This is a genomic window from Brevundimonas sp. LM2 (genome assembly GCF_002002865.1).
Lineage (GTDB): Bacteria > Pseudomonadota > Alphaproteobacteria > Caulobacterales > Caulobacteraceae > Brevundimonas.
The window spans coordinates 781380-805721 of record NZ_CP019508.1 but is presented as its reverse complement, the minus strand read 5'-3'; the positions used below and the strand labels follow the sequence as shown (position 1 = coordinate 805721).

The following is a 24342-nucleotide window of genomic DNA, read 5'->3' as shown; positions in this document are numbered from 1 at the left end:
CAGTTTCAGCGGGGTGTCGGACGGACGGAGGAGCGGCCAAAGGTCGGCCCCCGCCGTCTAGACGGCGAGGGCGGGGTTGGAAAGGATTATGCGCCGGAACCGTTTACAGAACCGTGTCCGTTCAAAGACGCGGTGCGTTCAGGATCGATCCACCCTACGTTTCCGTCCGGTCGGCGATAGACCACCGACAGCCCGCCGTGGGCCGCATTGCGGAACAGGACGATCGGATAGCCCGTCATATCGAGTTCCAGCACCGCACGCCCGACGGTGATCGTGCGGATCTCGGAGACGCTCTCGGCGATGACCATGCCGACCGGCGGAGGGCCTTCCTGCTCGGTGTCGCCGAAGGTCTCGTCCTCGACGGTGTCCGGATCGCGCAGGACCATGCTGCGGGCGACCTCGCGCGCGGCGTCTTCCGTCTTCTCGGGCGACAGGCCCTTGGGGCCGATGTGGTGATCCTTGAGGCGACGCTTGTAGCGTCGGACCCGCTTCTCGAGTTTCTCGAGACTGTCGGTGAAGGCGGCGTGGGCGTCGCCGCCGAGGCCCGTCGTAACCAGGGCCTGGCCGGACGCCAGGCGGACCCAACAGTCCACCTTGAAGCCATGACCGTCCTTGGAGACCACGACCTCGGCGTTCTCGCCGCCGCGTTCGAAATATTTTCCGACGCCGTCCTGGAGTTCCTGGGAGATGCGCGAGCCTAACGCTTCGCCGACATCCACGTGCTTGCCGCTCACTTGCACTTGCATGCCGACAGAACGCGACCGGGCGCGGAAGGTGTCAACGGCGAACGACGGTTTTGCGGTCACGCTTGCGCGATTGGGCGTCGTTTGCGCCCGCGACCCGCCGCCGGATCAGCCGGTCTTCAGCATCCGCCGGCGCTCGATCGACGACGGAATACGCAGCGCTTCCCGATACTTGGCGACCGTACGGCGGGCGATGTCGATGCCCGCCTCCTTCAGGATCTCGACAATGCGGTCGTCGGACAGGACATCCCCCCCGGACCCCTCGTGGTCGATCATGGACTTGATCCGATGGCGGACCGCTTCCGCCGAATGGCTGGCCCCGCCGTCGGTGGCCTGGATCGCGGCGGTGAAGAAGAATTTCAGTTCGAACACCCCGCGCGGGGTCGAGACGTATTTGTTCGAGGTGACGCGGCTGACCGTCGACTCATGCATGCCGATGGCGTCGGCGACGGTCTTCAGGTTCAGGGGACGCAGGAACTCGACCCCGAAGGCCAGGAAGGCGTCCTGCTGGCGCACGATCTCGGACCCGACCTTCAGGATGGTCTTGGCCCGCTGGTCCAGCGACTTGACCAGCCAGTTGGCCTGGGCGGCGCAGTCGGCGACGAAGGCCTTCTCCGTCTCGCTGCGGGCGGCGGCCGAGACGGTGGCATGATAGCGTTTGTCGACCAGCAGGCGCGGCAGGGTGTCGGTGTTCAGCTCGACCCGCCAGCCGCCGGCGGGATCGGCGCGCACATGGACGTCGGGGATGACCGTCTGGGCCACCTCGCCGGCGAACCCGGCACCGGGTCGGGGCGTCAGGGCCTTCAGCTCGCCGATCATCTCGGCCAGATCCTCGCCGTCCACGCCGCAGGCGGTGCGCAGGGCGACCAGGTTGCGGCGCGCCAGGAGCTCGAGGTTGTCGAGCAGGATCGCCATGGCCGGGTCGAACCGGTTCCGTTCGATCAGCTGCAGCTTCAGGCATTCGGGGACCGAGCGGGCCATGACGCCCGTCGGCTCGAACCCCTGGCAGACGGTCAAGATCCGCTCCACCCGCTTGAGGTCGCAGCCCAGCCGCTCGGCGATTTCGAGCAGTTCGCCGCGGAAATAGCCGCCGTCGTCGACCCCGTCGATCAGCGACAGGGCGATGGCGTGGTCGGTGGGGGACAGGCCGGCCGTGGAGGCCTGGGCCTGCAGATGCTCCCACAGCGTGGGATCATGGCGGTCGGGGCGTTCCCCCCCGTCGCCGTCGTTGAAGGAGCCGCCCTTGCCGGCCGCCGACCAGTCCGACAGGCCCGGCTGTTCCGCCGCCTCGTCCGACAGCCGGTCCGAGGTGCGCTCGCCGGGCGTGGCGTCGCCATAGACGTCGTCCTCGCGCGCATCGACGGTGGAGGACCGGTCGGGGGCCTCGGCATCGGAGAAGCTGAGCTCGGTGGCGTCGACGGGGGCCTCGCGGCCCTCGTTCGGCAGGCCTTCCGCCTCCTCGCGCTGGAGCAGGGGGTTTTTTTCCAGTTCGGCGTCGACGTATTCGTCCAGCTCCTGGTTGGACAGCTGCAGCAGCTTGATGGCCTGCTGCAGCTGGGGCGTGATGACCAGCCCCTGGCCCTGACGAACCTCCAGCCTCTGACCGATCACGCGCGCCACCCCTGATCGCCGGACCGCCGTGGCCCGGAACTTGCTGTCAGGATGAGGCAGAGCGGTTAACGGCGGCTTTCGACGCCAAGGCCACGCTTTGGCGCCCCGCCGTGTCGGTTCAGTCTTGGCTTACACGCTGCGGGGTCTCTAGGGCTGCCGCATGACCCCCGGCACCATCGCGATCCTGTCTCTCAGCATGTCCACGGACGCCTTCGCGGCCGCCGTCGGCCGCGGCGCGTCGCATCGCCCGTCGTGGCGGGGCGCGGTTAGGGCCGGGCTGGTCTTCGGCATCGTCGAGGCCATCACGCCGCTGATCGGCTGGACCCTGGGCATGCTGGCGGCCGGCATGGCCGAACAGGTCGATCACTGGATCGCCTTCGGTCTGCTGACGGTCGTCGGCGGCCGGATGATCTGGGAGTCCCGCAAGCCGGCGACCGCGGACGCGGGCCCGCCGCGGCGATCGCGGTCCGCGGCCTGGATCCTGGTCGCCACCGCGATCGGCACCAGTATCGACGCGGCGGCGGTCGGGGTCGGCCTGGCCTTCCTGGGAGCCAATATCTGGATCATCGCGCTGTGCATCGGCCTGACGACCTTCGCCCTCACCACCGTCGGCATGCTGATCGGGCGGGCCGTGGGGCTTCGCTTCGGCAAGACGGCCGAGCTGATCGGCGGCGTGGCCCTGATCGGTCTGGGGACGCTGATCCTGTTCGAGCACCTGGGCGTCCTGCCCGGGTAAGGCGGGGCCTCAGCCGTACAGGTCGCCCAGATAGACGCGGCGCACCTCGGGGTCGTGGATGACCTCGTCGGCGGTGCCTTCGAACAGCACGCTGCCGTTCGAGATGATCGAGGCGCGGTCGATGATGTCCAGGGTCTCGCGCACATTATGGTCGGTGATCAGGACGCCGATCCCCTCCCCCGCCAGATAGCGGATGACCTGGCGGATGTCGGCGATGGCCAGGGGATCGATGCCGGCGAAGGGTTCGTCCAGCAGCATGAAACTGGGCTTGCCCGCCAGTGACCGCGCGATCTCGACCCGGCGCCGCTCGCCCCCGGACAGGCCGGTGGCGGGGGCGTGGCGCAGGTGCTGGATGTTCAGCTCTTCCAGCAGCCGGGTGGTCTCGGTCTCGATCGCCCTGCCGGTCTCGCGCAGCTCGACCACGGCCTTGACGTTGTCCTCGACCGTCATGCCGCGAAAGATCGAGGCCTCCTGCGCCAGATAGCCCAGGCCCATGCGCGAGCGCTGGTACATGGGCTGGGCCGTGATGTCCTCGCCGTCCAGCCAGATGCTGCCGCTGTCGGGCGGGATCAGGCCGGTGATCATGTAGAAACAGGTGGTCTTGCCGGCGCCGTTGGGGCCCAGCAGGCCCGCCACCTCGCCGCGCTGGACCGTCAGGGAGACGTCGGCCACGACCTGGCGCGCGCCGAAGGCCCGGGCGATGTTCTGCACACGCAGGCCCCGCGCGGGAACCGACGCGGGCGTCTCCGGCGTGGCCTGGCGATCGTCCAGATTGAGGGCGGAGAGTTCCTTGCGCGCCATTCGGATGCGGAACCGAGCCGGGGCTCAGTCGGCCCCTTCCGGATAGAAGACGCCGCGCACGCGGCCGGCGTTGGTCCCCGTGCCGCCCCCCTGGATCCGGGCCTGACCGGTGTCGACGTTGTAGGTCAGGCTGGCGCCCGTCAGGACGTTCTGGCCCTGGGTCAGGATCACGTCGCCGGTCACGGTGACCGTCGCGTCGTTGACCGCATAGATGGCCCGATCGCCGCGGATCGTCTCATTGGGGGTGACGTAATAGACGTCGCCGGTCGCCTCGATCCGGGTCAGGCCGCCCGACGCGTCGCGGGCCCCCTCGATGGCATTGGCGCGCAGCCGGGTCTGGCCCTGCTGGATCTCGGCCCGGCCACGCAGCGACACGGCGGTGTTGGTCAGTTCGCCGGAATCCGCGCCATAGCCGATCGGTTGGTCGGAGGTGTTGGGCCGGCCCTGGGCCAGGGCCGCGCCCCCGGCCGCCAGGGCGACGACGGCGCTGCCGAGCAGGAGAAAGCTGGTCGTCTTCATATCATCCACCGGAAGAAGGGCTGATCGTGCCCTGCACCTTGTTGTCGCCCGAGCCGCGGAACACGACCCGTCCGCCCTGTTCGTAGATGGCATAGGACGTTGCCGAGATGGTTCCAAGGGGGCCGCGCCCCTGGACGCCCTTGTCGCCTGTCACGACGCCGGTCGCCGTATCCACCACGGCCTCGGGCGTGGTCAGGGTGAAGCCCGAGCCGCCGTCGGAGATCTTGACGTTCGGGCCGATCGTCACGCTGCGCGCGGTCTCGTTGTACATCCCGGCGTCGGCGGTCAGTTCGGTGATCTTGGTGCCGCCCAGGTTCAGCCGCAGCACCGGACCGTTCAGGCGGAACCGCCCCGTGGCCGGGTCGCGCACGGCCCCCTGGGCCCCGATCACGAAGCTGCGGCCCTGGGCGTCCTGGCCGTGGAACATGGGATTGTCGAGACTGATCTCCTTGGAGGCGCTGGCGTTGCGCTCCACCCCCGACATGACGGTGCGGAACACCGTCCAGGTCAGGGCCCCGCCGGCCAGGAGCACGATCAGGATCGGCAGCAGGCGGCGATACAGCTGGACCCGACGCGAGCGCGCGCGCCAGCGACCGGCCTCGGTGGCCAGCCGCGCCTCGTCAGCGCGCTTGCGATCCTCGCTGCGGTCAAAATCGGTCATCAGGTGTGCGCGAAGATGTCCATCTCGTCCCAGCCGCGCAGATCGAGGCGCGCGCGGGTCGGCAGGAAGTCGAAACAGGCCTGGGCCAGGGTCATCCGATCCTCGCGCACCAGCATCTCGTTCAGCCGGCGCATGATGACGTGCAGGTGCAGGACATCGGAGGCGGCGTATTCCAGCTGGGCCTGCGACAGTTCTGGCGCGCCCCAGTCCGACGACTGCTGGGCCTTCGACAGGTCGATCCCCGCCATCTCGCGCGCCACGTCCTTCAGCCCATGCCGGTCGGTGTAGGTGCGGGCCAGTTTCGAGGCGATCTTGGTGCAGTAGACCGGGCCGGTCTCTACCCCCAGGTGCAGTTCGACCATAGCGATGTCGAACCGGCCGAAATGGAAGATCTTGAGCACCCCCCGGTCGGCCATCAGCCGCTTCAGGTTCGGACAGTCGTAGCCGGGACGGTTCAGGCGCACGACGTGGGCGTCGCCGTCGCCCGAGGACAGCTGGACCACGCACAGGGGATCGCGGCGGAAGCGCAGCCCCATGGTCTCGGAATCGACCGCGACCTCCGGGCCCAGGTCCAGGTCGTCGGGCAGGTCGCCCTCATGCAGGTAGACAGTCATGGGGTTTCCTAGACCAGCGGTGCGGCGGAGGCGAGAGCGGCGGGCAAAACCAAAAAGGCGCCGCACCGAAGTGCGACGCCTTTGGAAACTGGTGCCCAGGAGAGGACTCGAACCTCCACGACATTTCTATCACTGGCACCTGAAGCCAGCGCGTCTACCAATTCCGCCACCTGGGCCCCGTCTGATCCCGACACGCTGTCGTTCTCATCCGGAAGGCGCGGACCCTTAAGGCAGTGTACGGACGGGGTCAACAGCGGTTTTAACGGCATCTGCGACGCTGCGCGGATGCCCCGCGTTGCGAGCGGCGAGCCCATCGTCTATCCCCGCCGCACAAGGCCCGATGGGCTTGCCAACGACTTCGCAGGATCGCGCCCATGTCCGAATCGACCCCTGGTCTGGTCACCGTCTTCGGCGGCTCCGGATTCGTCGGGACCCAGGCCGTTCGCGCCCTGGCCCGACGCGGCTGGCGTGTGCGGGTGGCCGTGCGCAAACCGCATCTGGCGCAGGATCTGCGCATCCTCGGCGACGTGGGACAGATCCAGCCGGTGCGCTGCGACATCACCCGCCCCGCCGACGTGGCCGCCGCCCTGAAGGGGGCCGACGCCGCCGTCAACCTGGTCGGCCTGCTGTTCGAGGCCCCGGGTCGGGGCTTCGACACCGCCCACATCCAGGGCACCCGCAACATCGCCGAAGCCTGCGCAGCGGCCGGCGTCGGGCGCTTCGTCCAGGTCTCGGCCATCGGGGCCGACGCGGGCTCGGAAGCCGACTATGGCCGCAGCAAGGGCGAGGCCGAGGCCGCCGCCCGCGCGGTCAAGCCCGACACGGTCGTCCTGCGGCCCTCCATCGTGTTCGGGGACGGCGACGGCTTCCTGAACCGCTTCGCCTCCATGGCGACGACCGCGCCCGCCCTGCCCCTGATCGGCGGCGGCAAGACGAAGTTTCAGCCGGTCTGGGTCGGGGACGTGGCCGAGGCCATCGCCCGCGCCGTCGTCCTGCCCGAGGCGGCGGGACGGACCTTCGAACTGGGCGGGCCGCAGGTGTGGTCGTTCCGGGACATCCTGAAATACATCCTGCACGAGACCGGCCGGGCCCGGCTGCTGGCCCCCCTGCCCGTCTTCGTCGCCGCCAGTTTGGGCCGCGTGCTGCAGATGAGCAGCCTGGTCGGCATCGCCCCGGTCCTGACCCGCGACCAGGTGCTGATGCTGAAGGTCGACAATGTCGTGTCGCCGGGGGCCGAGGGTCTGGCCGCCCTCGGCATCGAGCCCACCGGTCTGGAGGCGATCGCCCCCTCCTATCTGTGGCGCTATCGCCGGGGCGGACAGTTCGCCGCCAACCCGGGCGCGCCGAAGGACGAGGCGCACCCCGCCTGATCCTGCCGACTAGAGCAGCCGGATCTCCTTCAGCCGCTGCAGCAGGAAGTCCTCGGCCGTGATGGCCTGGCCGGCATAGCGGTCGGGGTTTTCGGCGGTGATCGTCCCGGGCAGGGTCTCGATCCGGAAGTCCGGGTTGAAATGCAGGAAGAAGGGGGTCGAATAGCGCGCGAACCCGCGGCGCTCAGGGGCCGGATTGACCACCCGGTGGGTGGTCGAGGGCAGGACATGGTTGGTCAGGCGCTGCAGCATGTCGCCGATATTCACGACCAGGGCCCCGGGCGGCGGGGCGATGTCCAGCCAGTCCCCGTTGGCATCCTTCAGCTGCAGACCGGCCTCCTCGGCCCCCAGCAGCAGGGTGATCACATTGATGTCCTCATGCGCGCCCGCCCGGACGCCGGGGGCGTCGGCGGGCACCGGCGGATAGTGCAGCATGCGCAGCACGCTGTTGCCCATCTCGACCTTGTCCTCGAAGAAATCGTCGCCCAGGTCCAGAGAGCGGGCGATGGCCTTCAGGAGGCGGCGCCCCAGGGCGTCCAGGGCCTCGAACATGCCGTAGACATGGTCCCGGAACCCCGGCACCTCGGTCGGCCAGAGATTGGCGCGCATGTAGCGGCCATAGGGATGACCGGCGGGCAGCTCCCGGCCCGTGTGCCAGAACTCCTTCAAGTCGACCGCCTGGGCGTCCTTGGCCGCCTCGGTTCCGAACGGCGTCAGGCCGCGCGCCCCGCCCGTGCCGGGCTGGTGGTAGGCGCGCTTGACGTCTTCCGGGTGGGCGAAGAAGGCCCTGGCATCCTCGACGGCGGCCGCGATCACGGCCTCGTCCAGGCCATGATCCGACACTACGGCGAAGCCATAGCGTTTGAACGACGCGCCGAGGTCGTCGCTGAAACCCTGAAAGTCGGCGTCGTAGCGCGACATCGAAACAGGCCGGATCGCCTCGGCCGAGCGCGTTGAGGGGGTCGGAGCAGCGTCGAGCGTGGATGTCACGGCAGGGCCTTTCGAAAGCACGGATGGCTGTCTTTACGCCCTGCGCGGCAAAATTGGCACTTTCGGGTCGCGATGCGCGGATTAGCCCTCTGTTCATGTCCGGGTCAGGTCGGAACCTTCACCATAAGCGCCACGTTCCCCCATCACTGAATTCCAGAAGGAAGAGAACCATGCGCACCAACCTGATCGTCACGAGTCTCGGCGTCGTCGCCATGCTGGGGGCCTCGGCCTGCACCACCATGGATCCGTACAGCTCGACCCCGACCCGCAACAACACGGCCTCGGGGGCCCTCGCCGGGGCCCTGGGCGGCGCGGTGCTGGGCTATCTGACCAACACCTCCAACGGCGAGCAGGGCCGTCGCAACGCGCTGATCGGCGCGGGCGTGGGCGCTCTGGGCGGCGCCGCCGTCGGCAACTACATGGACCGGCAGCAGCGGGCCATGGAGGCCGAGCTGTCCGGCACCGGCGTGGGCGTCGCGCGCCAGGGCGACAATCTGGTCCTGCGCATGCCGTCGGACGTCACCTTCGCGGTGAACCAGTCCAACATCGAGCCGCGCTTCGATGCCGTCCTGTCCGACGTGGCCGGCGTGCTGCAGGAATATGATCGTTCGGTCGTCGACGTCGTCGGCCACACCGATTCCTCCGGCGGCGACGCGATCAACCAGCCCCTGTCCGAGCGCCGCGCCCTCGCCGTCGCGGACGCCCTGATCGCGCGCGGCGTCATCCGCGAACGCCTGTTCGTGGCCGGCCAGTCGTCGCGCGTCCCGGTCGCCTCCAACGCCACGACCGAGGGCCGGGCCCAGAACCGTCGCGTCGAGATCCTGATCCGCCCCTTCACCGGCTGATCCGTTCGCGACGGAGACAGACACACGGTTCGGTGACTTGCGTCGCCGGACCGTGTGTGGTCCCTGAAGCCTGTCGGCGCGGGGGCGATTCATGGATGACGAGAGCGGTTTCGGGGCGAGCCTCCGCCTGATCGTGACCGCCCTGGTCTCGGCCGTGGTCACCGCGACGCTCGTCATCGGCATCGGCCAGGCCGTGCTGGACCCGGCCGGCCCCCGCGCCCCGTCCCCCTCCCCGCTCCTGATCGCGGCGCGTCACTGACGGCCGTGCGCCGCTCTGCGCGACGATGACGTCCCGCGTCGCCCCCTGCCGGCCCTAGTCCTGTTGGGCGAAGCGTCTGGCGATGGCGCGGGCGGTGGGGGTGAGGGATCGGGGTTCGTGATAGTTGCCGTTGACCTGGGTGCGGGCGATGACGTGGGCGCGGAAGCGGGTGAACAGGTCGGGGTCGGGGGTCGCCGGGTCGGCCCAGAAGGCGTCGAGGGGGGCCGGGTCGGTCAGGCCGTCGATGTCGAAGAAGGCCTGGCCCAGGACCTTGACCGGAGTGCCGAAGCCCAGGGCGGACAGGGCGGCGGAGGAGTTGTTGACCACCATGCCGTTGGAGGCGCGGCAGAGCTGGGCCAGGTTGCCGCCGTCGATGAAGTCGACGCGGTCGGCGACGCCGCGCTCGACGGCCAGGATCCGGGTCATGCGGCGCAGGTCCATCAGCCCGGGGTCGAGGGGATGGTTCTTGACCACCAGCCGGGCCTCGGCCGGGGCGTGGTGGGCGAAGGAGGTCAGGACCTCGGCCAGAAAGGCGGTGTTGTCGGCGTAGTGGGAATAGCGCAGCAGCTGGGCGTCGCCCTCGCGTTGCAGACAGGCGATGAAATACGGCCCGCGGGCGCGGATGACGCGGACCTCGCTCTCGGTCCGCGAGGCCAGCATCAGCCCGAAATAGCGCCGCACATGGCCGAGGCACTGCAGCCACGGCGGGGTGGTGTAGGGCGGGGCATAGCCGCGGTAGAAGGGCCGGCCCAGCAGTTCGAACAGGTGATACAGGCTGATGTTGAGCACGTGGTGGGGCAGGATACGCCCGACCGGCCGGACCGGCACGATCTCGGGCAGGACCGCCTCATAGGCGTGGCGGTCCCGGGGCAGGCCGGAGGAGGCATTGACGCCGTCCGGCTCGACCGTGATCCAGTCCGGGCGGAAATAGCCGTTCTCCAGCACCCATATGTTGAGGGGGTGGGGGCGTTGCGCCCAGCCGCTAACGCTCGGCTCGCGGCGCCTCGCTGCTTGAGCGGCAGGATTGGAGGGGGCGCTATCGCTCGAGACGCGGTCGCTCGTTGCTTGAGCGCGGTCGTCTTCCCTCGCCCCGCGACCCTCGGCCCTCGCCCCTGCCTGGGCGGCCAGAGCCTTCAACGCCTCGGCCTGGCTGAGGACGGCCTGGTTGTAGGATCCGCCCTCGCCGAAGACGATCAGGTCGGTCAGGCCCAGGCGGGTGACCAGCCCGGCCAGGGCGTCCGGCCAGTCGCGCACCGCGCCGCGCCAGGGCACCGCCCCCGGCCGACCCCAATAGGCCGCGTCCCCGGCATTGAACTCCATGCGCCAGACCCGCGCGCCCCCCGCCTCCAGCGCCTCGGCCAGGATCCGGCCGAACGGGCCGAAGGGGGCCGTCACGATCAGGAAGCGGCGGGACTGCAGGTTGAGTGCGCTATCGCGCGCGACGCGGTCGCGCGCTGCTTGAGCGCGGGGGGGCTCAGGGGCGCTATCGCTCGACTCGCGGAGCGGCGCGGCTTGAGCGCGTGGGTGTTCAGGCTCGGGCGACGCCGGGGGACGTTCGCCCCTCGCCCCTCGACCCTCGACCCTGGCCTCGGCCCGGGCGTCGGCCCTCGCCGTGGGTGCCGGGGCGCGCGCGGGCGTCCGGCGGGCGGGAATACGGATGTCGGCCATGATCAGACCCGGCTCGGGCAGGGTGAGGACACGGTCGGGAGCGTCGAGGTGCGACGGTGTGACATGGGCTCCCTTGTCGTCGCCCGCGCGACCGGGATCAACCGGCTTGTCCAGAAAAGCGGAGGCGACGGGCGGGTTTTCGCGCATCCCGGGTGATCCGGGCCACAGGCCCGGGGCCATCCGCCCGGGGGAGACAGGGGGCGGGGCCAAACAAAACCGCCGGCCCCCTTTCGGGAACCGGCGGTCAGGTCGTGTCGCGTCATCGGCGAACGGGTCGCCCGGCGAACCGGGCGGAACCGTCCTAGAAGTTGATGCCGATGGTGGCGCGACGGTTCAGGGGCTCGCGCACGCCGTCGGCGGTCGGACGGGCCAGGTTGGTCTCACCCTTGCCGTCGAGGGCGATCACGCCGCCGTTGACGCCGTTGGACACCAGGGCGTCGGCCACGGTGCGGGCACGACGGTTCGACAGACCCACGTTGTAGGCGGCCGAGCCGGACGTATCGGCGTAACCGACGACCAGAACGCGCGTCGGTTGACCCGACTTGGCGTAGGTGGCGGCCTGCGTCACCACCGAACGGGCTTCGGCCGTCAGGTCCGAACGATCCCAGTCGAAATACACCACGAACTCACGCGCGGTCGGGCGCGGGGCCGGGGGCGGCGGCGGCGGCGGGGGCGGGGCGGCGGCGGGCGGCGGGGGCGGCGGGGGCGGAGGAGCCATCGGCGCTTCGTCGGCGCCGAACGCATAGCGCAGGCCCAGGGTCACGGTGTGGCTGTCGTCGTAGTCGCCTTCGAACGTGCCGTAGTTGTTGACCGCCAGGGCCGACGACGTGGTCGTGTCGAACTCGAACTCACCCGTCAGATAGCGATAGGTCAGGTCGATGTTGGCGCGGTCGCCGACCGCATAGCTCAGGCCGGCCAGGGCCTGGGCCGCGAACTTGGTCGAGGAGTCGTCGGCCACGATCGACACGCCGCGCTGACCGCGGATGGTGCCGGTGAAGTCGGTGTTGACGCGGTTCACGCCGACGCCGAGACCGACGAACGGACGCACGCCCCAGTACTCGCCGCCGATGTCATAGATGACATTGGCCATCAGCGTGGTGGATTCGACGTCGCCTTCCGGCGAGAAGCAGGCGCCCGTGGCCGGGGTGAAGTTACACACGCCCGACGGAACCGTGCCGGTCGAGTGACGGATCGTGCCGACGTCGCCCGAGCGGTAGCCGCCCTCGAGCTCGACGCGCCAGTTCGGGTTGAACCGGTAGCCCAGACGCGCGAACGCGGCCCAGCCGTCGTTGGCGTCGATCTGCCAGTTGACGCCGTTGCCGGCCGCCTCGACGTTATACTGGCCCTGGGCGAAGTGGTAGCCCGCGTCAACCGCGCCGTACCAGCCGTCCGGCTCAGCCGAAGCAGCACCAGCCGACAGGGCAAGTGCCGCCGCCGCGCTAGAAGCCAGGAACAAGGTCTTGAATCGCATGGGTGTGAGCCCTCCGCAGCCAATTGTTGTATATGCGGCGGCCTCACCGCCTTCGAGCCTCTTAACAGCGTTGCCGCAGGAGGTCGAGAGCTCGAATGCCTCGAAACCTGACGAGGAGAGGACCGTGGCCGTGAGGCTACAGGCGCAATCGAAACCTGCTTATCAGATGGACCGATGCGGGGACTGTGGTCTGACGATCAAAACCGATCTGTTGAGGTGGTTGCATGATCGACACTGCCAGCAGGCAAGCAAAATGATGCGCCCCCGGCGTACGCGCGTCGGATGACGCCTTGCCAAGGCTGATGACGTCGGAGCAACGCGCTGGCAGTCCGGCCGCCACTAAAACAGTTCGCCGCCGCTTCGCCAGAGCGGGTGGATGCGGCGCAAGCCAACCGTCGTGGTCGATGCGGACCGTCGCCTGCTGGGCACGGTCTCGGACGCGGATATCCGGCGCGGCCTAATGCGCCACCCCGAGATGAGCGCACCGGTTAGCGCCGTCATGAACCGCGACCCCGTCGCCCTTCGTCTCGCCGGCCTGGAAGCGGAGGCGATGGTTCGCCTGTCCGAGCGGGGCGTGTCCCTACTCCCCCCTTGTTCGATGAGGCTGGCCGGGTCGTGGGCCTGGCCCCCGATGCGGGGATCGCGACGAAGGCGTGGGCCATTTTGGTGGTGATCATGGCCGGCGGGCGCGGTGTGTGCCCTGCCCCCTGGCCCAGAGCTGCCCCAAGCCGACGCTGAAGGTCGCGGCACGCCCGCTGTTGGAAAGCATCACCGAAGGGATGAGGGACCAGGGGTTCAGCCGGTTTCGCCTGGTGGTGAACTATCTGGCCGTGTCATTACCGAACATTTCGGCGATGGACCGGTGCAATATGCTTCGTTGAACGTTTCACAATGCCCAGTCGTTAGCGACATCAACGTATGGACTGCGGTAGGCACAACGCCAAGGCGCGGCTAGGAAGCTCGGCCCAGCCGAAGATCCACCCGTTACGAGACATCTCATGAACGAAAGCATTGCCACGCCATTGATGATTGCGCCGCGGCGTTTCGGCGACAACCGTGGCTGGTTTATGGAAACCTATTCGGAAGTCGCCGCCGCAAAGTTTGGCATCCACGACCGGTTCGTTCAGGATAATCATTCCCTCTCGGCTTTTGAAGGCACGATCCGGGGCATTCACTTCCAGAAACCACCGCATGCACAGGCCAAGCTGGTGCACTGCGTACGCGGTTCAATTCTGGACTACGCTGTGGATCTTCGACGCGGCTCCCCGACCTTTGGGCACCATATAGCCGCGAAGTTGACGGCCGAAGGCGGGGAACAACTGTATGTGCCGGTCGGCTACGGACATGCCTTTGTCACCCTCGAACCGGATGTCGAGGTTGTGTACAAGGTGACCGACATTTATGCGCCCGAATGCGATGGGGGCATTGTTTGGAGCGATCGAACAATCGGCATCTCCTGGCCGCTGCCCGCTTCCGGACCCATTCTTTCCGACAAGGACCAGGCGCTGCCCACCCTGGCCGAATTTAACAGTCCGTTTGTTTATGATGGTCGGCCGCTCGAGCCGCTTTCCGTCCCTTAAGGAGCCTGGCACATGCGCATAATGGTAACCGGCGGTGCGGGCTTTATAGGATCGGCTTTGGTTCGGCGCCTCATCGCGCATACCGATCATCAGGTGCTTGTCTTCGACAAGCTGACATACGCCGGTGTGTTGAGTTCGCTGGAATCCGTGGACGCCAGCGATCGCTACCGATTCATCAGGGCCGACATCTGCGACCCCGATGCCGTCGCGAAAGCCTTGAAGGATTTCCGCCCGAACGTTGTTGCCCATCTGGCCGCCGAAAGTCACGTTGATCGCTCGATCGACGGACCGGGCGAGTTTGTCCAGACCAACCTGGTCGGCACCTTCGTCATGTTAAACCAAAGCCTTGGCTACTGGCGGACCCTGCAGGGCGACGAGAAAGCCGACTTTCGGTTTCATCACATCTCCACCGACGAGGTGTTTGGATCGCTGGGCGATCACGGGGCCTTCACCGAGACAACGCCGTACGATCCGCGCTCACCCTATTCGGCTTCCAAAGCGGGTTCTGATCATCTGGTGCGCGCCTGGGGTCACACCTACGGATTGCCCGTGCTCATCACGAACTGCTCAAACAACTACGGACCCTTCCATTTCCCGGAAAAGCTTATCCCCCTGATCATCATCCGCGCCCTCGGTGGCGAGGCGCTCCCTGTCTATGGGGACGGATCGAACGTTCGTGATTGGCTGCATGTCGACGATCATGCGCGTGCCCTTAAGACGGTTTTCGAAACTGGAAGACCCGGCGAGACATACAACGTCGGTGGCAACGCCGAACGAACGAACATCGAGGTCGTGACGACAATCTGCAAGATCCTGGATCGTTTGCGGCCGCGTACCGGTGGCAAGCCGTACGCTGATCAGATTTCCTATGTGGCGGATCGGCCAGGACACGATCACCGCTATGCTATCGACGCTTCCAAAATCACGGCAGATTTAGGTTGGACGCCGTCGGTGACGTTCGAGGAGGGGATTGAACAGACCGTCCTATGGTATCTGGAAAATCAGGCTTGGTGGCAGGACATTCTTGATGTGCGCTATGCGACCCAGCGCCTTGGCGTCGCGACGCATGGTTGAACCCGTACACATCCTCGTGACGGGTGGCACGGGGCAAGTGGGCCTGGAGCTAACGCAAGCCGACTGGCCCCCAGGCGTGGTCATTCACGCCCCGGACCGCGACGCTCTGAACCTTGGTGACCGGACCGCTTTGAAGAACGCGTTTTCCGCTATGTCCTTCGCTGCGGTGATCAATGCCGGGGCCTATACGGCCGTTGACAAGGCCGAGACCGACATGTCGGCGGCCTTTGCCGCGAATGGTCTGGGTCCGGCCGTATTGGCGGAAATCACGCGAAGCGCTGGGATTCCGCTTATCCATGTCTCTACAGATTATGTATTCAACGGCCTGAAAGCCGATCCCTATGTGGAGGACGATCCCGTCGACCCGCTAAGCATCTATGGTGCATCCAAACTTGCAGGCGAGATGGCCGTGCGGCTTGGCAATCCAAAATCCGTCATTCTACGCACGGCCTGGGTGTTAAGCATCCATCGCACCAACTTCCTCAAAACCATGCTTCGGCTCGCATGCGATCGCCCTATGGTGAAGGTCGTCGCCGATCAGGTCGGATGCCCGACATCGGCGCGCGACATTGCAACAACCCTAAAGACCATCACGCTGCGAATGATCCATGATCCCAAGGGACCTACCGGGACCTACCACTTCGTCAATGCGGGGGAGGCAAGCTGGGCCGGTTTGGCCGAGGAAATCTTCAGAGTCAGCGGCGCGAGCGGTGGCCCATCCGCGACCGTCGAAACGATCAGCACCGCCGAATATCCGACGCCAGCCCGACGCCCTGCTAACTCACGCTTATTGACCTCCAAGCTGAAGCGCGACTTCGATGTTGGCCCGCGCCCGTGGCAACTCGCAGTCGTCGAAATAATCGCCGAACTTGATTCTCAAAGGGCACGGAAATGAAGGGTATTATTCTCGCAGGGGGAGCTGGGACTCGACTTCATCCGATGACAACGGTTACGTCTAAGCAACTCATGCCTGTTTATGACAAGCCCATGATCTACTATCCGCTATCGACACTTATGCTAGCGGGCATCCGTGATGTGCTGTTGATTACGACCCCACGCGACCTTCCGAGTTTTGAGGCCCTTCTTGGTGACGGGAGCCAGTGGGGCTTGAGCATAGCCTATGCAGTTCAACCCAGCCCGGATGGCTTAGCCCAAGCCTACATCATTGGCGCGGACTTCGTGGGAAGCTCGCCTTCCGCGTTGATCCTTGGTGACAATGTTTTCTACGGACACGGTATAAACGACCTGTTTTCGAGTGCCCTCGGTCGACCCGACGGCGCCAGCGTCTTCGCCTACAGAGTAGCCGACCCCACGCGTTACGGCGTAGTCGAGTTTGACGATCGCATGCGAGCCTTATCGATTGAAGAAAAGCCTGTTGTTCCGAAATCCGATTGGGCGGTGACCGGCCTTTATTTCTATGATGGCGACGTGGTCGACATTGCCGCCGACCTAAAGCCATCGCCGCGCGGCGAACTTGAGATCACCGACATCAATCGCATCTATCTCGAGCGCGGCCGGCTCTCAGTGGAGATAATGGGTCGTGGCTTTGCTTGGCTGGACACTGGCACGCCGGACAGTCTTCTGGAGGCAGCTGAGTTTGTCCGCACGCTCGAAAAGCGCCAGGGGTTCAAGATCGCATGTCCAGAAGAAGTCGCCTACGAAATGGGCTTCATAGACGCGACACAACTTGCGCGGCTAGCCCAAAAGCTCGGAAAGAGTGATTATGGGACCTATCTAACGAAGCGGATCCTCGGCCGCTGATGAGAGAGGTTAGACGGACATCGTTGGACGTGGGCGTCGGCACTAGGCTATTTCGGCAAATCCAGTGAAAAGACGCTCATTTCACCATTCGAAGTTCGAACGATTTTCGTCAAAGTACCACTTGGCCATGTTGCCCGACCTGCTGTCGAGCTTAAAAAACGTGTCGGCGGGGACGCAACCTCAGCCGCTTCGGAAACCAGTGGGGGCGTCTTGAGCCAAGCACGCATATGCATCGACGGATACAATCTGTCTTTGCCGCGCGGAACGGGAATTGCCACATACGGGCGAAACCTTCTTTCGTCGTTCTCGCAAATCGGCGTTTCTGGAGAGGCGCTTTACGGAACCCTGACGAAGCGAACAAACGACGAACGTATTGATGAATCGCGGATCGCCGCAAACGACGATCGTGATCGGACGATGGCGCGTTTCAGTTTTTTCTGGCGCACGGCTAGTAGCCGCCTGGGTCGAACAGCCTATCCGATCAGGCCTGCCCCAAACACCGTCTGGCCCTCCGGCAGGCGACCTCAGGCAGATCGCCTGTGGCTCTCGCCCTCGCTATACAGGCTCGGGAACCGCTGTTACTCGAGATACGGAGCCGAGACCGGTGTTAAATTCCGCGCAAGTATCGATCACCCAGCCCCTTCAGTCATGCACTGGACTAGTCCGCTGCCAATCTATGCGCAGAGCGTGCCCAACATCTATACTTTTCACGACTTGATCCAACTTCGTTTTCCCGAGCTGACATCAGGGAACCCAAAACGCTACGCCGAGCTTTGCAACACGGTCCTCAAACGGGCTGATCATATATCAGTCGTCTCCGAGACGACGCGGCGCGAGTTGATTGATATCCTAGGCGTTCCCTGGGAACGTATCACCAACACGTATCAGGCGGTGGATATACCGGACGCCGTTGTCAGTTCGACCCCCGATGATGTCGAAGCTGTGCTCGATGCTGCGTTCAATCTGCATTGGAAGGGATACTATTTGCACTTCGGGGCGATCGAACCGAAAAAGAATCTCGGTCGGATCGTTGAAGCCTACGTCGCATCGGGCGTCCGCACGCCGTTGGTTATCGTGGGCGCTCCAGCATGGATGTCGGAAGGAGAAACCGCACTGCTGGAACGCATTGCTCGAGAAGGAGGCGATCAGGCCAGCCGGATCAAGCGCTACGAGTATCTGCCGTTGCATCTGCTGCTTCCGTTGATCAAAGGCGCGCGAGCGGTTGTTTTTCCGTCATTGTACGAAGGTTTTGGGCTCCCCGTACTTGAAGCGATGACGCTGGGGACCGCCGTCCTGACATCGACCGCTGGCTCTTTGCCTGAGATCGTTGGCACTGCTGCCTTCCTCGTTGACCCCTACGACGTCAATTCAATTGCCCGAGGTTTTCGGGCTATTGACGGCGATGACAGCTTGAGAGAGGGCCTGGAACGGGGGGGAGTTGTGCGCGCAGCCGATTTTTCCACCACTGCGTACAAGGCGCGGTTGGTCGAGCTTTATAGTAAAGTTGGCGTCGATATCAAATCTTCTTCCGAAACCAAGGCATGACAACTTGCGTCAGGTTGATCCCTGGGCACCGACGCCTTGCCTATGGCTAGCGCCTACTAGCGCCCCGATAGAAGCGCGATTCCTGCCGGACCCGGGGTACCTCTGGGCATGCGCTTGCCCCAAAATAAGAACGGGCGCTGCGAGACACAGTGCGTCAATTGTCGTAAGGGCGTTGCCACCCTCCTCGAAGGCTTTCCCGTCATCCGCACGACAACGACCGCAAAAATGTTGAGCTCGGACAAAATCCTCTGGCAGGTTAAGCGCTTCCTCCAGCGGGTCAGGTTCGAATGGCTTGCCGGGCACCCCAGTTACAAAAATAGCTTGGATGCCGCGCGCCTGTCATATGGTCAATTCGACTGGTTGGAAGCGGAGCGGCACTATCGCCTAGCCTGCCTTGTACGTCCAGAAAGCGGCGTGGCAAGAGTTGGGCTAGGGAAGGTGCTCGTCGACCTGAACCGCTACGGCGAGGCCGAGGCAGTTTTTCGCGAAGCCATGGGCCTCCGCCAGAAATCACCCCAGCTTTATGTACAGTATGGCCATCTGCTTTCCTTGCTGGGACGCAAGGATGAAGCCGCCAGGATGTATGCCGCCGGAACCGCACTCAAGGCCTCACCTACCGTCATCGACATCGATCGGGAATGGTCAGACTTCCGTTCAGGGTTCGTTTGGCCAAACATTCCAGACGGTTCGCGCGGCGGTCAGTTGGCCATCATAGCGGATGGGCGTGGCCTTCAGCCTTCTGAGCTCCGCGCCATGTTGACAGCGATGGCTGATCAAACCGATCACGATTGGACAGCGACTGTTCTCGTCGATCGCGGCACGGACCAGCATCCGGTTGCAGGGTTCGCCTATCGTGACCATCGGTTCAGGTTGGTTGAAGAGGCCGCGGACTGGGATGGTACAGATCCTGTGGCCATGGGCGTCGTCTTGGTGGCTCCCAGGACTATTCTGGATCCGAGAGCGTTAAGTTGGCTGCGATTCGCCCTTTCCTACAGCGCAAGCGACCTGGTTTTTGCGGATCACGACCACCACTCCCCAGACCGACACCGACAGCCGCCGTGGAGATCGCCGGTCCTGTTTTGTGAACCCGGCAAGTATGGGGCGGCATCATCTCCGCCGCCTTCCCTGCTGTTTGTCGCCCAAGCCAACCCGCAACGGCTGCTGCAGCGTTGGGAAGAGTTGTCAGGGTGGGCAATGATCAGCACAAGTCTAAGAGAGGCGATGGAGGCCAATCAGGTCGTCGCTCATTGTCCGCTACCGCTTTCGTCCGTGCGACAGGACCGGGAGAATACGAGCCCTCAGGTCTCGGATTCTTGCGGCTTAACAACGAAGTCCCATGGCCAGAATACCAGAATATCGGTGATCATCCCGACCCGCGACGAGGGGGAAGTTCTCGAGACATGCATTCGGTCCATGGTCGCACTTGCGAGCAATCCGGATCAGATCAACTATCTCGTTCTAGACAACCGTAGCCAGGAGCGCGTCACGCAAGAAGTGTTCGACCGACTCGCGAAGATTGCGAACATAACGGTTGTGAGGGTAGACGAGCCTTTCAACTGGTCCAGACTGAACAACGTTGGAGCTAGTCACGCGGAAGGTGACATTCTTGCGTTTGTCAACAATGACATCGAGATGCAATCCCAGAACTGGGACAGCGAACTGCGCGCAGCGCTCTCGGATCCCTCAGTCGGGGCGGTGGGCGCGCGGCTGCTGTACCCAGACGGCACCCTCCAGCATGTCGGCATAGTCCTTGGTGCCGTAGGGGGCCGACCGATACATGAAGGACGCGGCGCACCGGCGACGGATGATGGATTGCTTGGTCGTTGGTTCAGCCAGCGAGAGGCTTCTGCGGTGACGGGCGCTTTTCTCGCCGTCCGCGCCGGGACCTTTGCTGAAATCAACGGTTTCGAGGAGCGCTTATCGATTGCTTACAACGACTTGGATTTCTGCTTCCGCGTCAGGGCGGCTGGACTGCGGGTTTTGTATCATCCGCAGATTGAGGCCACACACTATGAAAGCAAGACGCGAGGGCTCGCCCTAACTTCTGAAAAGATCGCTTGGGACGACGAAGAATTCCTACAGTTGTTCCGAATTTGGGGCGAGGCCTGCCAGATCGACCCCTATGTGAGTCCGTGCTGGTCATTCGCCGCGGAGCGCATCCTTCCCGAACCTCGCCCGATCAGTTTGAAGGAAATAGAACAGGCCCTAAGCGGCGATCCTTTGATGGAAAACCATCGACGGAAAATTTCAGCTCGGTCAATCGCTGCATCCAAAGGTCGGGCGCGGGGGCACGATCGCAAACGCCCGCCCCGTAGAATTGACGCTACAACGGCACCCTAAAAACGCCTAAGCCCCGCGTGCAAGTGGCAGGTCTGGCCGCAAGAGAGTTTGTAGCGAAAGCCTATGGCGTGTTCCATCAACCGAACAGAACAGCTCACCCGTCCATGACCCATTGCGTGCGATCACTATGAAAACATTTGCGTTCGCTTCCAAACACTCCAGGGTTTTGGGCGCCTTGATGATGCGCGAGGTCATCACACGATTTGGCCGGGAGGGCCTTGGCTTTCTGTGGCTCGTCGGCGAACCTCTGATGTTCTGTTTCGGCGTTCTCTTTATGTGGAGCGTGATCAAGCCGGAGTATGAGCATGGCGTCCGGCTGGGCCCGTTCGTCATGACTGGCTACATGTCTTTGCTGCTATTCCGGCACCAGATCTCCTACGCGCAAGCGGCAGTTCAGGCCAACGTCGGACTGCTTTTTCATCGACGCGTCCAGGTCCTGCACCTCTACCTGGCGAGAAACATTCTCGAGTTCATGGGCACAACGGTGGCGTTCATAGTGGTCTATGTCGCCTTGATCGCAACCGCTCAAGTGTCGTTGCCCAGGGATTGGGGCGCGCTGTACGCAGGCTGGTTTCTGCTCGGCGTCATGAGCACTGGCCTAGCCAACATGGTCGCCGCCCTGGCGTTGCGATACGAAGTGATGGAGCGACTGGTGTCGCTCCTGACCTACGCGATGATTCCCATATCCGGCGCGTTTTTTATGGTCGATTGGCTGCCGAGCCAGTTTCGCGACACATTTCTCCTGATACCTCTCGCCCATGGCATCGAGATGGTTCGGCACGGGGTGTTCGGAGAGTTCGTAAAAACGTACTACGACTTTTGGTATGCCATGGCCTGGGCCGCCATATTCAATTTTTTGGCCATGATCCTGCTGGCGGATGCCCGGGAACGCGTAGATAACGAATAGCAATTGCGGGTGCTTACTCGCTCACGGAAGTGTCATGACTGAACCGCATCTACAATATGTAGGCCCCCTTCCGAAGGCCCTCACCTACGACGGCAAAGGTGCGAAGTGGAAAGAATGGCCATGGGGGTTCATCGTGGTGGTGGTCGTTCCGACCCTCATCGCAGCGATCTACTTTCTGCTGATCGCATCGCCTGTCTATGTGTCCGAGTCGCGGTTCGTTGTCCGCACGGCGAACGGAGGAGGCAATCCTTCGTCATTCGGCGTCGCTCTCCAAGGGGTGGGTTTGAGCGCGGGGCAAACGGACGCCTTCGCAGTGCACGAGTACGTTAGATCAACGAACGCCGTTGCCGATCTCGAACGGACGATGGACCTGCCGGCAGTGCTGGGGCCGCCCGGCACGGATTTGTTCTCGCGATACCCGCGGCCCGGAGAGTATAGATCCGACGAAGGAGTTCAGAAAGCGTTGTATCGCTTTGTCACAGTTGGCTATGACTCTACGACCAGCATCAGCACCCTCCGGGTCAAGGCATTTCGGCCGCAAGACGCTCAGCGCATTGCCCTAACCCTGCTGGAAGGCGGGGAGGCTCTCGTAAACCGGTTGAACGAACGCTCGGTCAACGACGCCGTCGCGCAAGCTAAGCTCGCCCAGACGCAGGCGCAGACGCGTCTGAACCAAGCGCAATCCACGTTAACGAGCTTTCGAAACCAAGAGAGATTTATCGATCCCGTTCGTACGGCAACGGAGAGTTCGCAATTGATCGGCGGCTTGTTGGAAACCGTCGCTCAGCTTCAGGCCGAACGGAGCCAACTGGCCAGCGAAGCTCCGTCCAGCCCTGCCCTTCCCAGCCTTGATGGTCGCATTGCCGCATATCAACGCCAGATCAACGCTGAGAGAGCAAAGGTCACAGGTAGTTCAGGCTCCCTGGCGCCCAAGATTGGTCAGTACGAAGAGATGATCTTGGATCGCGAACTGGCATCCGAAGAACTAACTCAAGCCACCGCTGTGCTGATCGCTGCTGAGCAGGATGCGCGTCGTCAACGCCTATACCTCGAGCGGATCGTTGCCCCCAGCTTGCCTGATCAAGCGATCGAACCTCAACGTCTACTGTCAATCCTAGTCGTTTTGACATCATGCCTATTGATCTATGGTATCGGTTGGCTGCTCTGGGCTGGCGTCAGGGAGCATAGACAAACGTGACCGATGTGTTGCCGAGCAATGTCGGACTTCACGTCCAAGGACTTTCTTATACGTATCGCACCGCTCATAAGCCGGTATTCACCGATCTGAGCTTCACCCTGGAGAAGCAGGGCCGTCTTGCTATTTTGGGAAGGAATGGACAAGGTAAGTCCACCCTCATACGGCTCTTGGGAGGAATTGTACGTCCATCGGAGGGCAAGATCGCTTGGTCGATGAACCAGTCCTGGCCCATCGGGTTCTCCGGCGGGTTTCAAGGAACGTTAAGCGGTATAGATAACATCAAGTTTCTTGCGCGGCTCTACAACCGTGATTTCAAGGAAACCTGGCAGCGCGTGGATGATTTCGCGGAGTTGGGGATGTCGTTACGTGCGCCGGTAAAGCATTATTCTTCAGGCATGAGAGCCCGCCTCGCCTTTGGCCTGTCACTTGCGATTGAGTTTGACTGCTATCTGATCGACGAGTTGGTAGCGGTAGGAGACGCCCGTTTCCAAGAGAAATGTCAACACGAGTTGTTTGAACGTCGAGCCCACCGCGCCTTCCTCATGGCATCCCACAACATCGACCTGATCGCTGGGTATTGCGACAGGGCTTTGATTATCGAGAGCGGCAAAGCAAAAATGTTCGACGACATACAGGAAGCAGTCGAAATCTATCGCTGGCTCCGAGCCGCCTGATGGACCATGAGCCTCGGCAGGCGAACCATCCACATGGCTGGATGATGCGCTGCGTGCTGATTACCCCTTCTTTTGACTACGAGGCTTGGCTGGCCGCCTTGCATTACGGTGCCCTCGAAGCCGGTCTCGAAATGATCGTTAATCACACAGGGGATCTGGAACCGGGCTCAACCGAAGATCGACGCCTGATCGTTACGACCAATAAAAAATTTCTTAACCCGGCGCCGGATGCCCACATCGCGGTCATCGCAACCGGCTTGGTAGGAGCGGTGGCGAAAACGTGCGAGCTGACGGGAGGAAGTGGTATCTATGCCGTCATCGATGCTGCGGAGCTTGTCGTCGACGCGCTAAACTATCCTAATGCCAATATCATAACCGAAGAGGCTACCGCGGCCGGCCGGGCTCTTGAAATATTGCCTGGCTTGCGTGTGGTCGCGCCGACCCCGTCGTCCGGCGACATGCTAGGCCCAGTGGAAAGCGCGGGCGCAAAAGCCCTGTTACTTTACGCGAATGGCTTACCCGATGTGGGTACTTCGAGCGAGTGGTTGCCGCAGCTGTTTTTCTATTCGCCGCGACGCGAGAAACAACGAGAACGCATCACGAGTCTAGATATCACGGGTGGGCCTGGCTTGCTCGTCAACGGACCGCAGATCAGTCTACCTCCGGGGCGCTGGGAAATCACAGTGCAATTTACACTGGATGATGACGCAGCGAGATACGAGTTGGCTCTCGAGTGGGGCGGTCTGCCTGACCATTTTGTGACGATGTCGGTTAAGCCGAACCATGGCGGCCTGTTTAGGGCTGTGATGTCGTTTGAAACAGATCGATCCGTTCGAAGTGAACTGAGGATCCGCCTCACTGAAGGGGCTCTACATGGGCAATTTGAGTTCCTAGGTGCCCAGGTGCGTCGCACGGGCTGAGGAGGGACACCAATAACCTGGTGTCATGATGTCCCAAAGCCCGTTAAGCGCGGAA

General features: G+C 63.8%; 23 protein-coding genes and 1 tRNA gene. 14 read left to right on the top strand and 10 right to left on the bottom strand.

The window, feature by feature from the left end; genetic code table 11:
- Positions 1-86 precede the first annotated feature (86 nt).
- Both hpf and rpoN read right to left on the bottom strand, forming a co-directional pair.
- Complete coding sequence (hpf, locus tag BZG35_RS03975) at positions 87-746, bottom strand: ribosome hibernation-promoting factor, HPF/YfiA family (RefSeq protein ID WP_077354465.1); 660 nt, start codon at positions 744-746, stop codon at positions 87-89.
- A 105-nt stretch (positions 747-851) separates the two neighbouring features.
- Positions 852-2354: an RNA polymerase factor sigma-54 gene (gene rpoN, locus BZG35_RS03970; RefSeq protein WP_077357808.1), complete on the bottom strand. Its 1503-nt coding sequence runs from the start codon at positions 2352-2354 to the stop codon at positions 852-854.
- 160 nt (positions 2355-2514) lie between these two features.
- Between rpoN and BZG35_RS03965 the strand changes: the two genes are divergently transcribed.
- Positions 2515-3090 carry a manganese efflux pump MntP family protein gene (locus BZG35_RS03965; RefSeq protein ID WP_077354464.1) on the top strand — a complete coding sequence of 192 codons (576 nt, stop codon included), beginning with the start codon at positions 2515-2517 and terminating at the stop codon, positions 3088-3090.
- 9 nt (positions 3091-3099) lie between these two features.
- Here BZG35_RS03965 and lptB read toward each other — a convergent pair whose 3' ends face one another.
- The 5 genes from lptB to BZG35_RS03940 all read right to left on the bottom strand — a co-directional run bounded on the left by lptB (position 3100) and on the right by BZG35_RS03940 (position 5861).
- Positions 3100-3891, bottom strand: coding sequence for an LPS export ABC transporter ATP-binding protein (lptB, locus tag BZG35_RS03960; protein WP_077354463.1), 792 nt, complete (start codon positions 3889-3891; stop codon positions 3100-3102).
- Positions 3892-3915: 24 nt separating this feature from the next.
- Positions 3916-4410 (bottom strand): LptA/OstA family protein, encoded by a 495-nt coding sequence (locus tag BZG35_RS03955; protein ID WP_077354462.1) that lies wholly within the window; start codon positions 4408-4410, stop codon positions 3916-3918.
- Between the two features lies 1 nt (position 4411).
- On the bottom strand, positions 4412-5071 hold the full coding sequence (gene lptC / locus BZG35_RS03950; protein WP_077354461.1) for an LPS export ABC transporter periplasmic protein LptC: 660 nt from the start codon (positions 5069-5071) through the stop codon (positions 4412-4414).
- A complete protein-coding gene (locus BZG35_RS03945; RefSeq protein WP_077354460.1) occupies positions 5071-5685 on the bottom strand; it encodes a ribonuclease D in 615 nt (204 codons plus the stop codon). Before BZG35_RS03945 ends, lptC begins: the two co-directional genes overlap by 1 nt.
- Before the next feature lie 89 nt (positions 5686-5774).
- Positions 5775-5861 (bottom strand) — tRNA-Leu (locus tag BZG35_RS03940).
- A gap of 198 nt (positions 5862-6059) precedes the next feature.
- On the opposite strand from BZG35_RS03940, the gene BZG35_RS03935 reads away from it, so the two are divergent.
- Positions 6060-7055, top strand: coding sequence for a complex I NDUFA9 subunit family protein (locus BZG35_RS03935; RefSeq protein ID WP_077354459.1), 996 nt, complete (start codon positions 6060-6062; stop codon positions 7053-7055).
- Positions 7056-7064: 9 nt separating this feature from the next.
- Here BZG35_RS03935 and BZG35_RS03930 read toward each other — a convergent pair whose 3' ends face one another.
- Complete coding sequence (locus BZG35_RS03930; protein WP_077354458.1) at positions 7065-7976, bottom strand: isopenicillin N synthase family oxygenase; 912 nt, start codon at positions 7974-7976, stop codon at positions 7065-7067.
- 239 nt (positions 7977-8215) lie between these two features.
- On the opposite strand from BZG35_RS03930, the gene BZG35_RS03925 reads away from it, so the two are divergent.
- Entirely contained in the window at positions 8216-8890 is a 675-nt protein-coding gene (locus BZG35_RS03925; RefSeq protein ID WP_077354457.1) for an OmpA family protein, read from the top strand.
- A 91-nt stretch (positions 8891-8981) separates the two neighbouring features.
- Complete coding sequence (locus BZG35_RS17845) at positions 8982-9149, top strand: hypothetical protein (RefSeq protein ID WP_171981874.1); 168 nt, start codon at positions 8982-8984, stop codon at positions 9147-9149.
- A gap of 54 nt (positions 9150-9203) precedes the next feature.
- Here the strand turns inward: BZG35_RS17845 and BZG35_RS03920 are convergent, their stop codons facing one another.
- Both BZG35_RS03920 and BZG35_RS03915 read right to left on the bottom strand, forming a co-directional pair.
- Positions 9204-10964, bottom strand: coding sequence for a capsule biosynthesis protein (locus BZG35_RS03920; RefSeq protein WP_253189262.1), 1761 nt, complete (start codon positions 10962-10964; stop codon positions 9204-9206).
- A gap of 154 nt (positions 10965-11118) precedes the next feature.
- Entirely contained in the window at positions 11119-12288 is a 1170-nt protein-coding gene (locus tag BZG35_RS03915; RefSeq protein ID WP_077354456.1) for an outer membrane beta-barrel protein, read from the bottom strand.
- A 998-nt stretch (positions 12289-13286) separates the two neighbouring features.
- Here BZG35_RS03915 and rfbC point away from each other — a divergent pair.
- The 10 genes from rfbC to BZG35_RS17530 all read left to right on the top strand — a co-directional run bounded on the left by rfbC (position 13287) and on the right by BZG35_RS17530 (position 24287).
- Positions 13287-13868, top strand: coding sequence for a dTDP-4-dehydrorhamnose 3,5-epimerase (rfbC, locus tag BZG35_RS03910; protein WP_077354455.1), 582 nt, complete (start codon positions 13287-13289; stop codon positions 13866-13868).
- Between the two features lie 12 nt (positions 13869-13880).
- Positions 13881-14942: a dTDP-glucose 4,6-dehydratase gene (gene rfbB / locus BZG35_RS03905; RefSeq protein ID WP_077354454.1), complete on the top strand. Its 1062-nt coding sequence runs from the start codon at positions 13881-13883 to the stop codon at positions 14940-14942.
- Positions 14935-15837 (top strand): dTDP-4-dehydrorhamnose reductase, encoded by a 903-nt coding sequence (rfbD, locus tag BZG35_RS03900; RefSeq protein ID WP_077357804.1) that lies wholly within the window; start codon positions 14935-14937, stop codon positions 15835-15837. The genes rfbB and rfbD overlap by 8 nt, the downstream gene beginning before the upstream one ends.
- Complete coding sequence (gene rfbA / locus BZG35_RS03895; protein ID WP_077354453.1) at positions 15834-16703, top strand: glucose-1-phosphate thymidylyltransferase RfbA; 870 nt, start codon at positions 15834-15836, stop codon at positions 16701-16703. The genes rfbD and rfbA overlap by 4 nt, the downstream gene beginning before the upstream one ends.
- 417 nt (positions 16704-17120) lie before the next feature.
- Positions 17121-18248, top strand: a complete 1128-nt coding sequence (locus BZG35_RS03890) for a glycosyltransferase family 1 protein (protein WP_077354452.1) — start codon at positions 17121-17123, stop codon at positions 18246-18248.
- A gap of 108 nt (positions 18249-18356) precedes the next feature.
- Positions 18357-20588, top strand: coding sequence for a glycosyltransferase (locus tag BZG35_RS03885; RefSeq protein ID WP_077354451.1), 2232 nt, complete (start codon positions 18357-18359; stop codon positions 20586-20588).
- Positions 20589-20715: 127 nt separating this feature from the next.
- Entirely contained in the window at positions 20716-21495 is a 780-nt protein-coding gene (locus tag BZG35_RS03880) for an ABC transporter permease (protein WP_171981873.1), read from the top strand.
- Positions 21496-21529: 34 nt separating this feature from the next.
- Positions 21530-22693 (top strand): chain-length determining protein, encoded by a 1164-nt coding sequence (locus BZG35_RS03875; RefSeq protein ID WP_077354450.1) that lies wholly within the window; start codon positions 21530-21532, stop codon positions 22691-22693.
- Complete coding sequence (locus tag BZG35_RS03870; protein WP_253189261.1) at positions 22690-23367, top strand: ABC transporter ATP-binding protein; 678 nt, start codon at positions 22690-22692, stop codon at positions 23365-23367. Before BZG35_RS03875 ends, BZG35_RS03870 begins: the two co-directional genes overlap by 4 nt.
- Entirely contained in the window at positions 23367-24287 is a 921-nt protein-coding gene (locus BZG35_RS17530) for a hypothetical protein (protein ID WP_150125923.1), read from the top strand. The genes BZG35_RS03870 and BZG35_RS17530 overlap by 1 nt, the downstream gene beginning before the upstream one ends.
- Positions 24288-24342 lie beyond the last annotated feature (55 nt).

What these genes read in the sequence shown, in the direction of transcription:
- hpf (WP_077354465.1), bottom strand. Translation starts at nt 746, where the DNA reads ATGCAAGTGCAAGTGAGCGGCAAGCACGTGGATGTCGGCGAAGCGTTA.
- BZG35_RS03965 (WP_077354464.1), top strand. Translation starts at nt 2,515, where the DNA reads ATGACCCCCGGCACCATCGCGATCCTGTCTCTCAGCATGTCCACGGAC.
- lptB (WP_077354463.1), bottom strand. Translation starts at nt 3,891, where the DNA reads ATGGCGCGCAAGGAACTCTCCGCCCTCAATCTGGACGATCGCCAGGCC.
- BZG35_RS03955 (WP_077354462.1), bottom strand. Translation starts at nt 4,410, where the DNA reads ATGAAGACGACCAGCTTTCTCCTGCTCGGCAGCGCCGTCGTCGCCCTG.
- lptC (WP_077354461.1), bottom strand. Translation starts at nt 5,071, where the DNA reads ATGACCGATTTTGACCGCAGCGAGGATCGCAAGCGCGCTGACGAGGCG.
- BZG35_RS03945 (WP_077354460.1), bottom strand. Translation starts at nt 5,685, where the DNA reads ATGACTGTCTACCTGCATGAGGGCGACCTGCCCGACGACCTGGACCTG.
- BZG35_RS03935 (WP_077354459.1), top strand. Translation starts at nt 6,060, where the DNA reads ATGTCCGAATCGACCCCTGGTCTGGTCACCGTCTTCGGCGGCTCCGGA.
- BZG35_RS03930 (WP_077354458.1), bottom strand. Translation starts at nt 7,976, where the DNA reads ATGTCGCGCTACGACGCCGACTTTCAGGGTTTCAGCGACGACCTCGGC.
- BZG35_RS03925 (WP_077354457.1), top strand. Translation starts at nt 8,216, where the DNA reads ATGCGCACCAACCTGATCGTCACGAGTCTCGGCGTCGTCGCCATGCTG.
- BZG35_RS17845 (WP_171981874.1), top strand. Translation starts at nt 8,982, where the DNA reads ATGGATGACGAGAGCGGTTTCGGGGCGAGCCTCCGCCTGATCGTGACC.
- BZG35_RS03920 (WP_253189262.1), bottom strand. Translation starts at nt 10,964, where the DNA reads ATGCGCGAAAACCCGCCCGTCGCCTCCGCTTTTCTGGACAAGCCGGTT.
- BZG35_RS03915 (WP_077354456.1), bottom strand. Translation starts at nt 12,288, where the DNA reads ATGCGATTCAAGACCTTGTTCCTGGCTTCTAGCGCGGCGGCGGCACTT.
- rfbC (WP_077354455.1), top strand. Translation starts at nt 13,287, where the DNA reads ATGAACGAAAGCATTGCCACGCCATTGATGATTGCGCCGCGGCGTTTC.
- rfbB (WP_077354454.1), top strand. Translation starts at nt 13,881, where the DNA reads ATGCGCATAATGGTAACCGGCGGTGCGGGCTTTATAGGATCGGCTTTG.
- rfbD (WP_077357804.1), top strand. Translation starts at nt 14,935, where the DNA reads ATGGTTGAACCCGTACACATCCTCGTGACGGGTGGCACGGGGCAAGTG.
- rfbA (WP_077354453.1), top strand. Translation starts at nt 15,834, where the DNA reads ATGAAGGGTATTATTCTCGCAGGGGGAGCTGGGACTCGACTTCATCCG.
- BZG35_RS03890 (WP_077354452.1), top strand. Translation starts at nt 17,121, where the DNA reads ATGGCGCGTTTCAGTTTTTTCTGGCGCACGGCTAGTAGCCGCCTGGGT.
- BZG35_RS03885 (WP_077354451.1), top strand. Translation starts at nt 18,357, where the DNA reads ATGCGCTTGCCCCAAAATAAGAACGGGCGCTGCGAGACACAGTGCGTC.
- BZG35_RS03880 (WP_171981873.1), top strand. Translation starts at nt 20,716, where the DNA reads ATGAAAACATTTGCGTTCGCTTCCAAACACTCCAGGGTTTTGGGCGCC.
- BZG35_RS03875 (WP_077354450.1), top strand. Translation starts at nt 21,530, where the DNA reads ATGACTGAACCGCATCTACAATATGTAGGCCCCCTTCCGAAGGCCCTC.
- BZG35_RS17530 (WP_150125923.1), top strand. Translation starts at nt 23,367, where the DNA reads ATGGACCATGAGCCTCGGCAGGCGAACCATCCACATGGCTGGATGATG.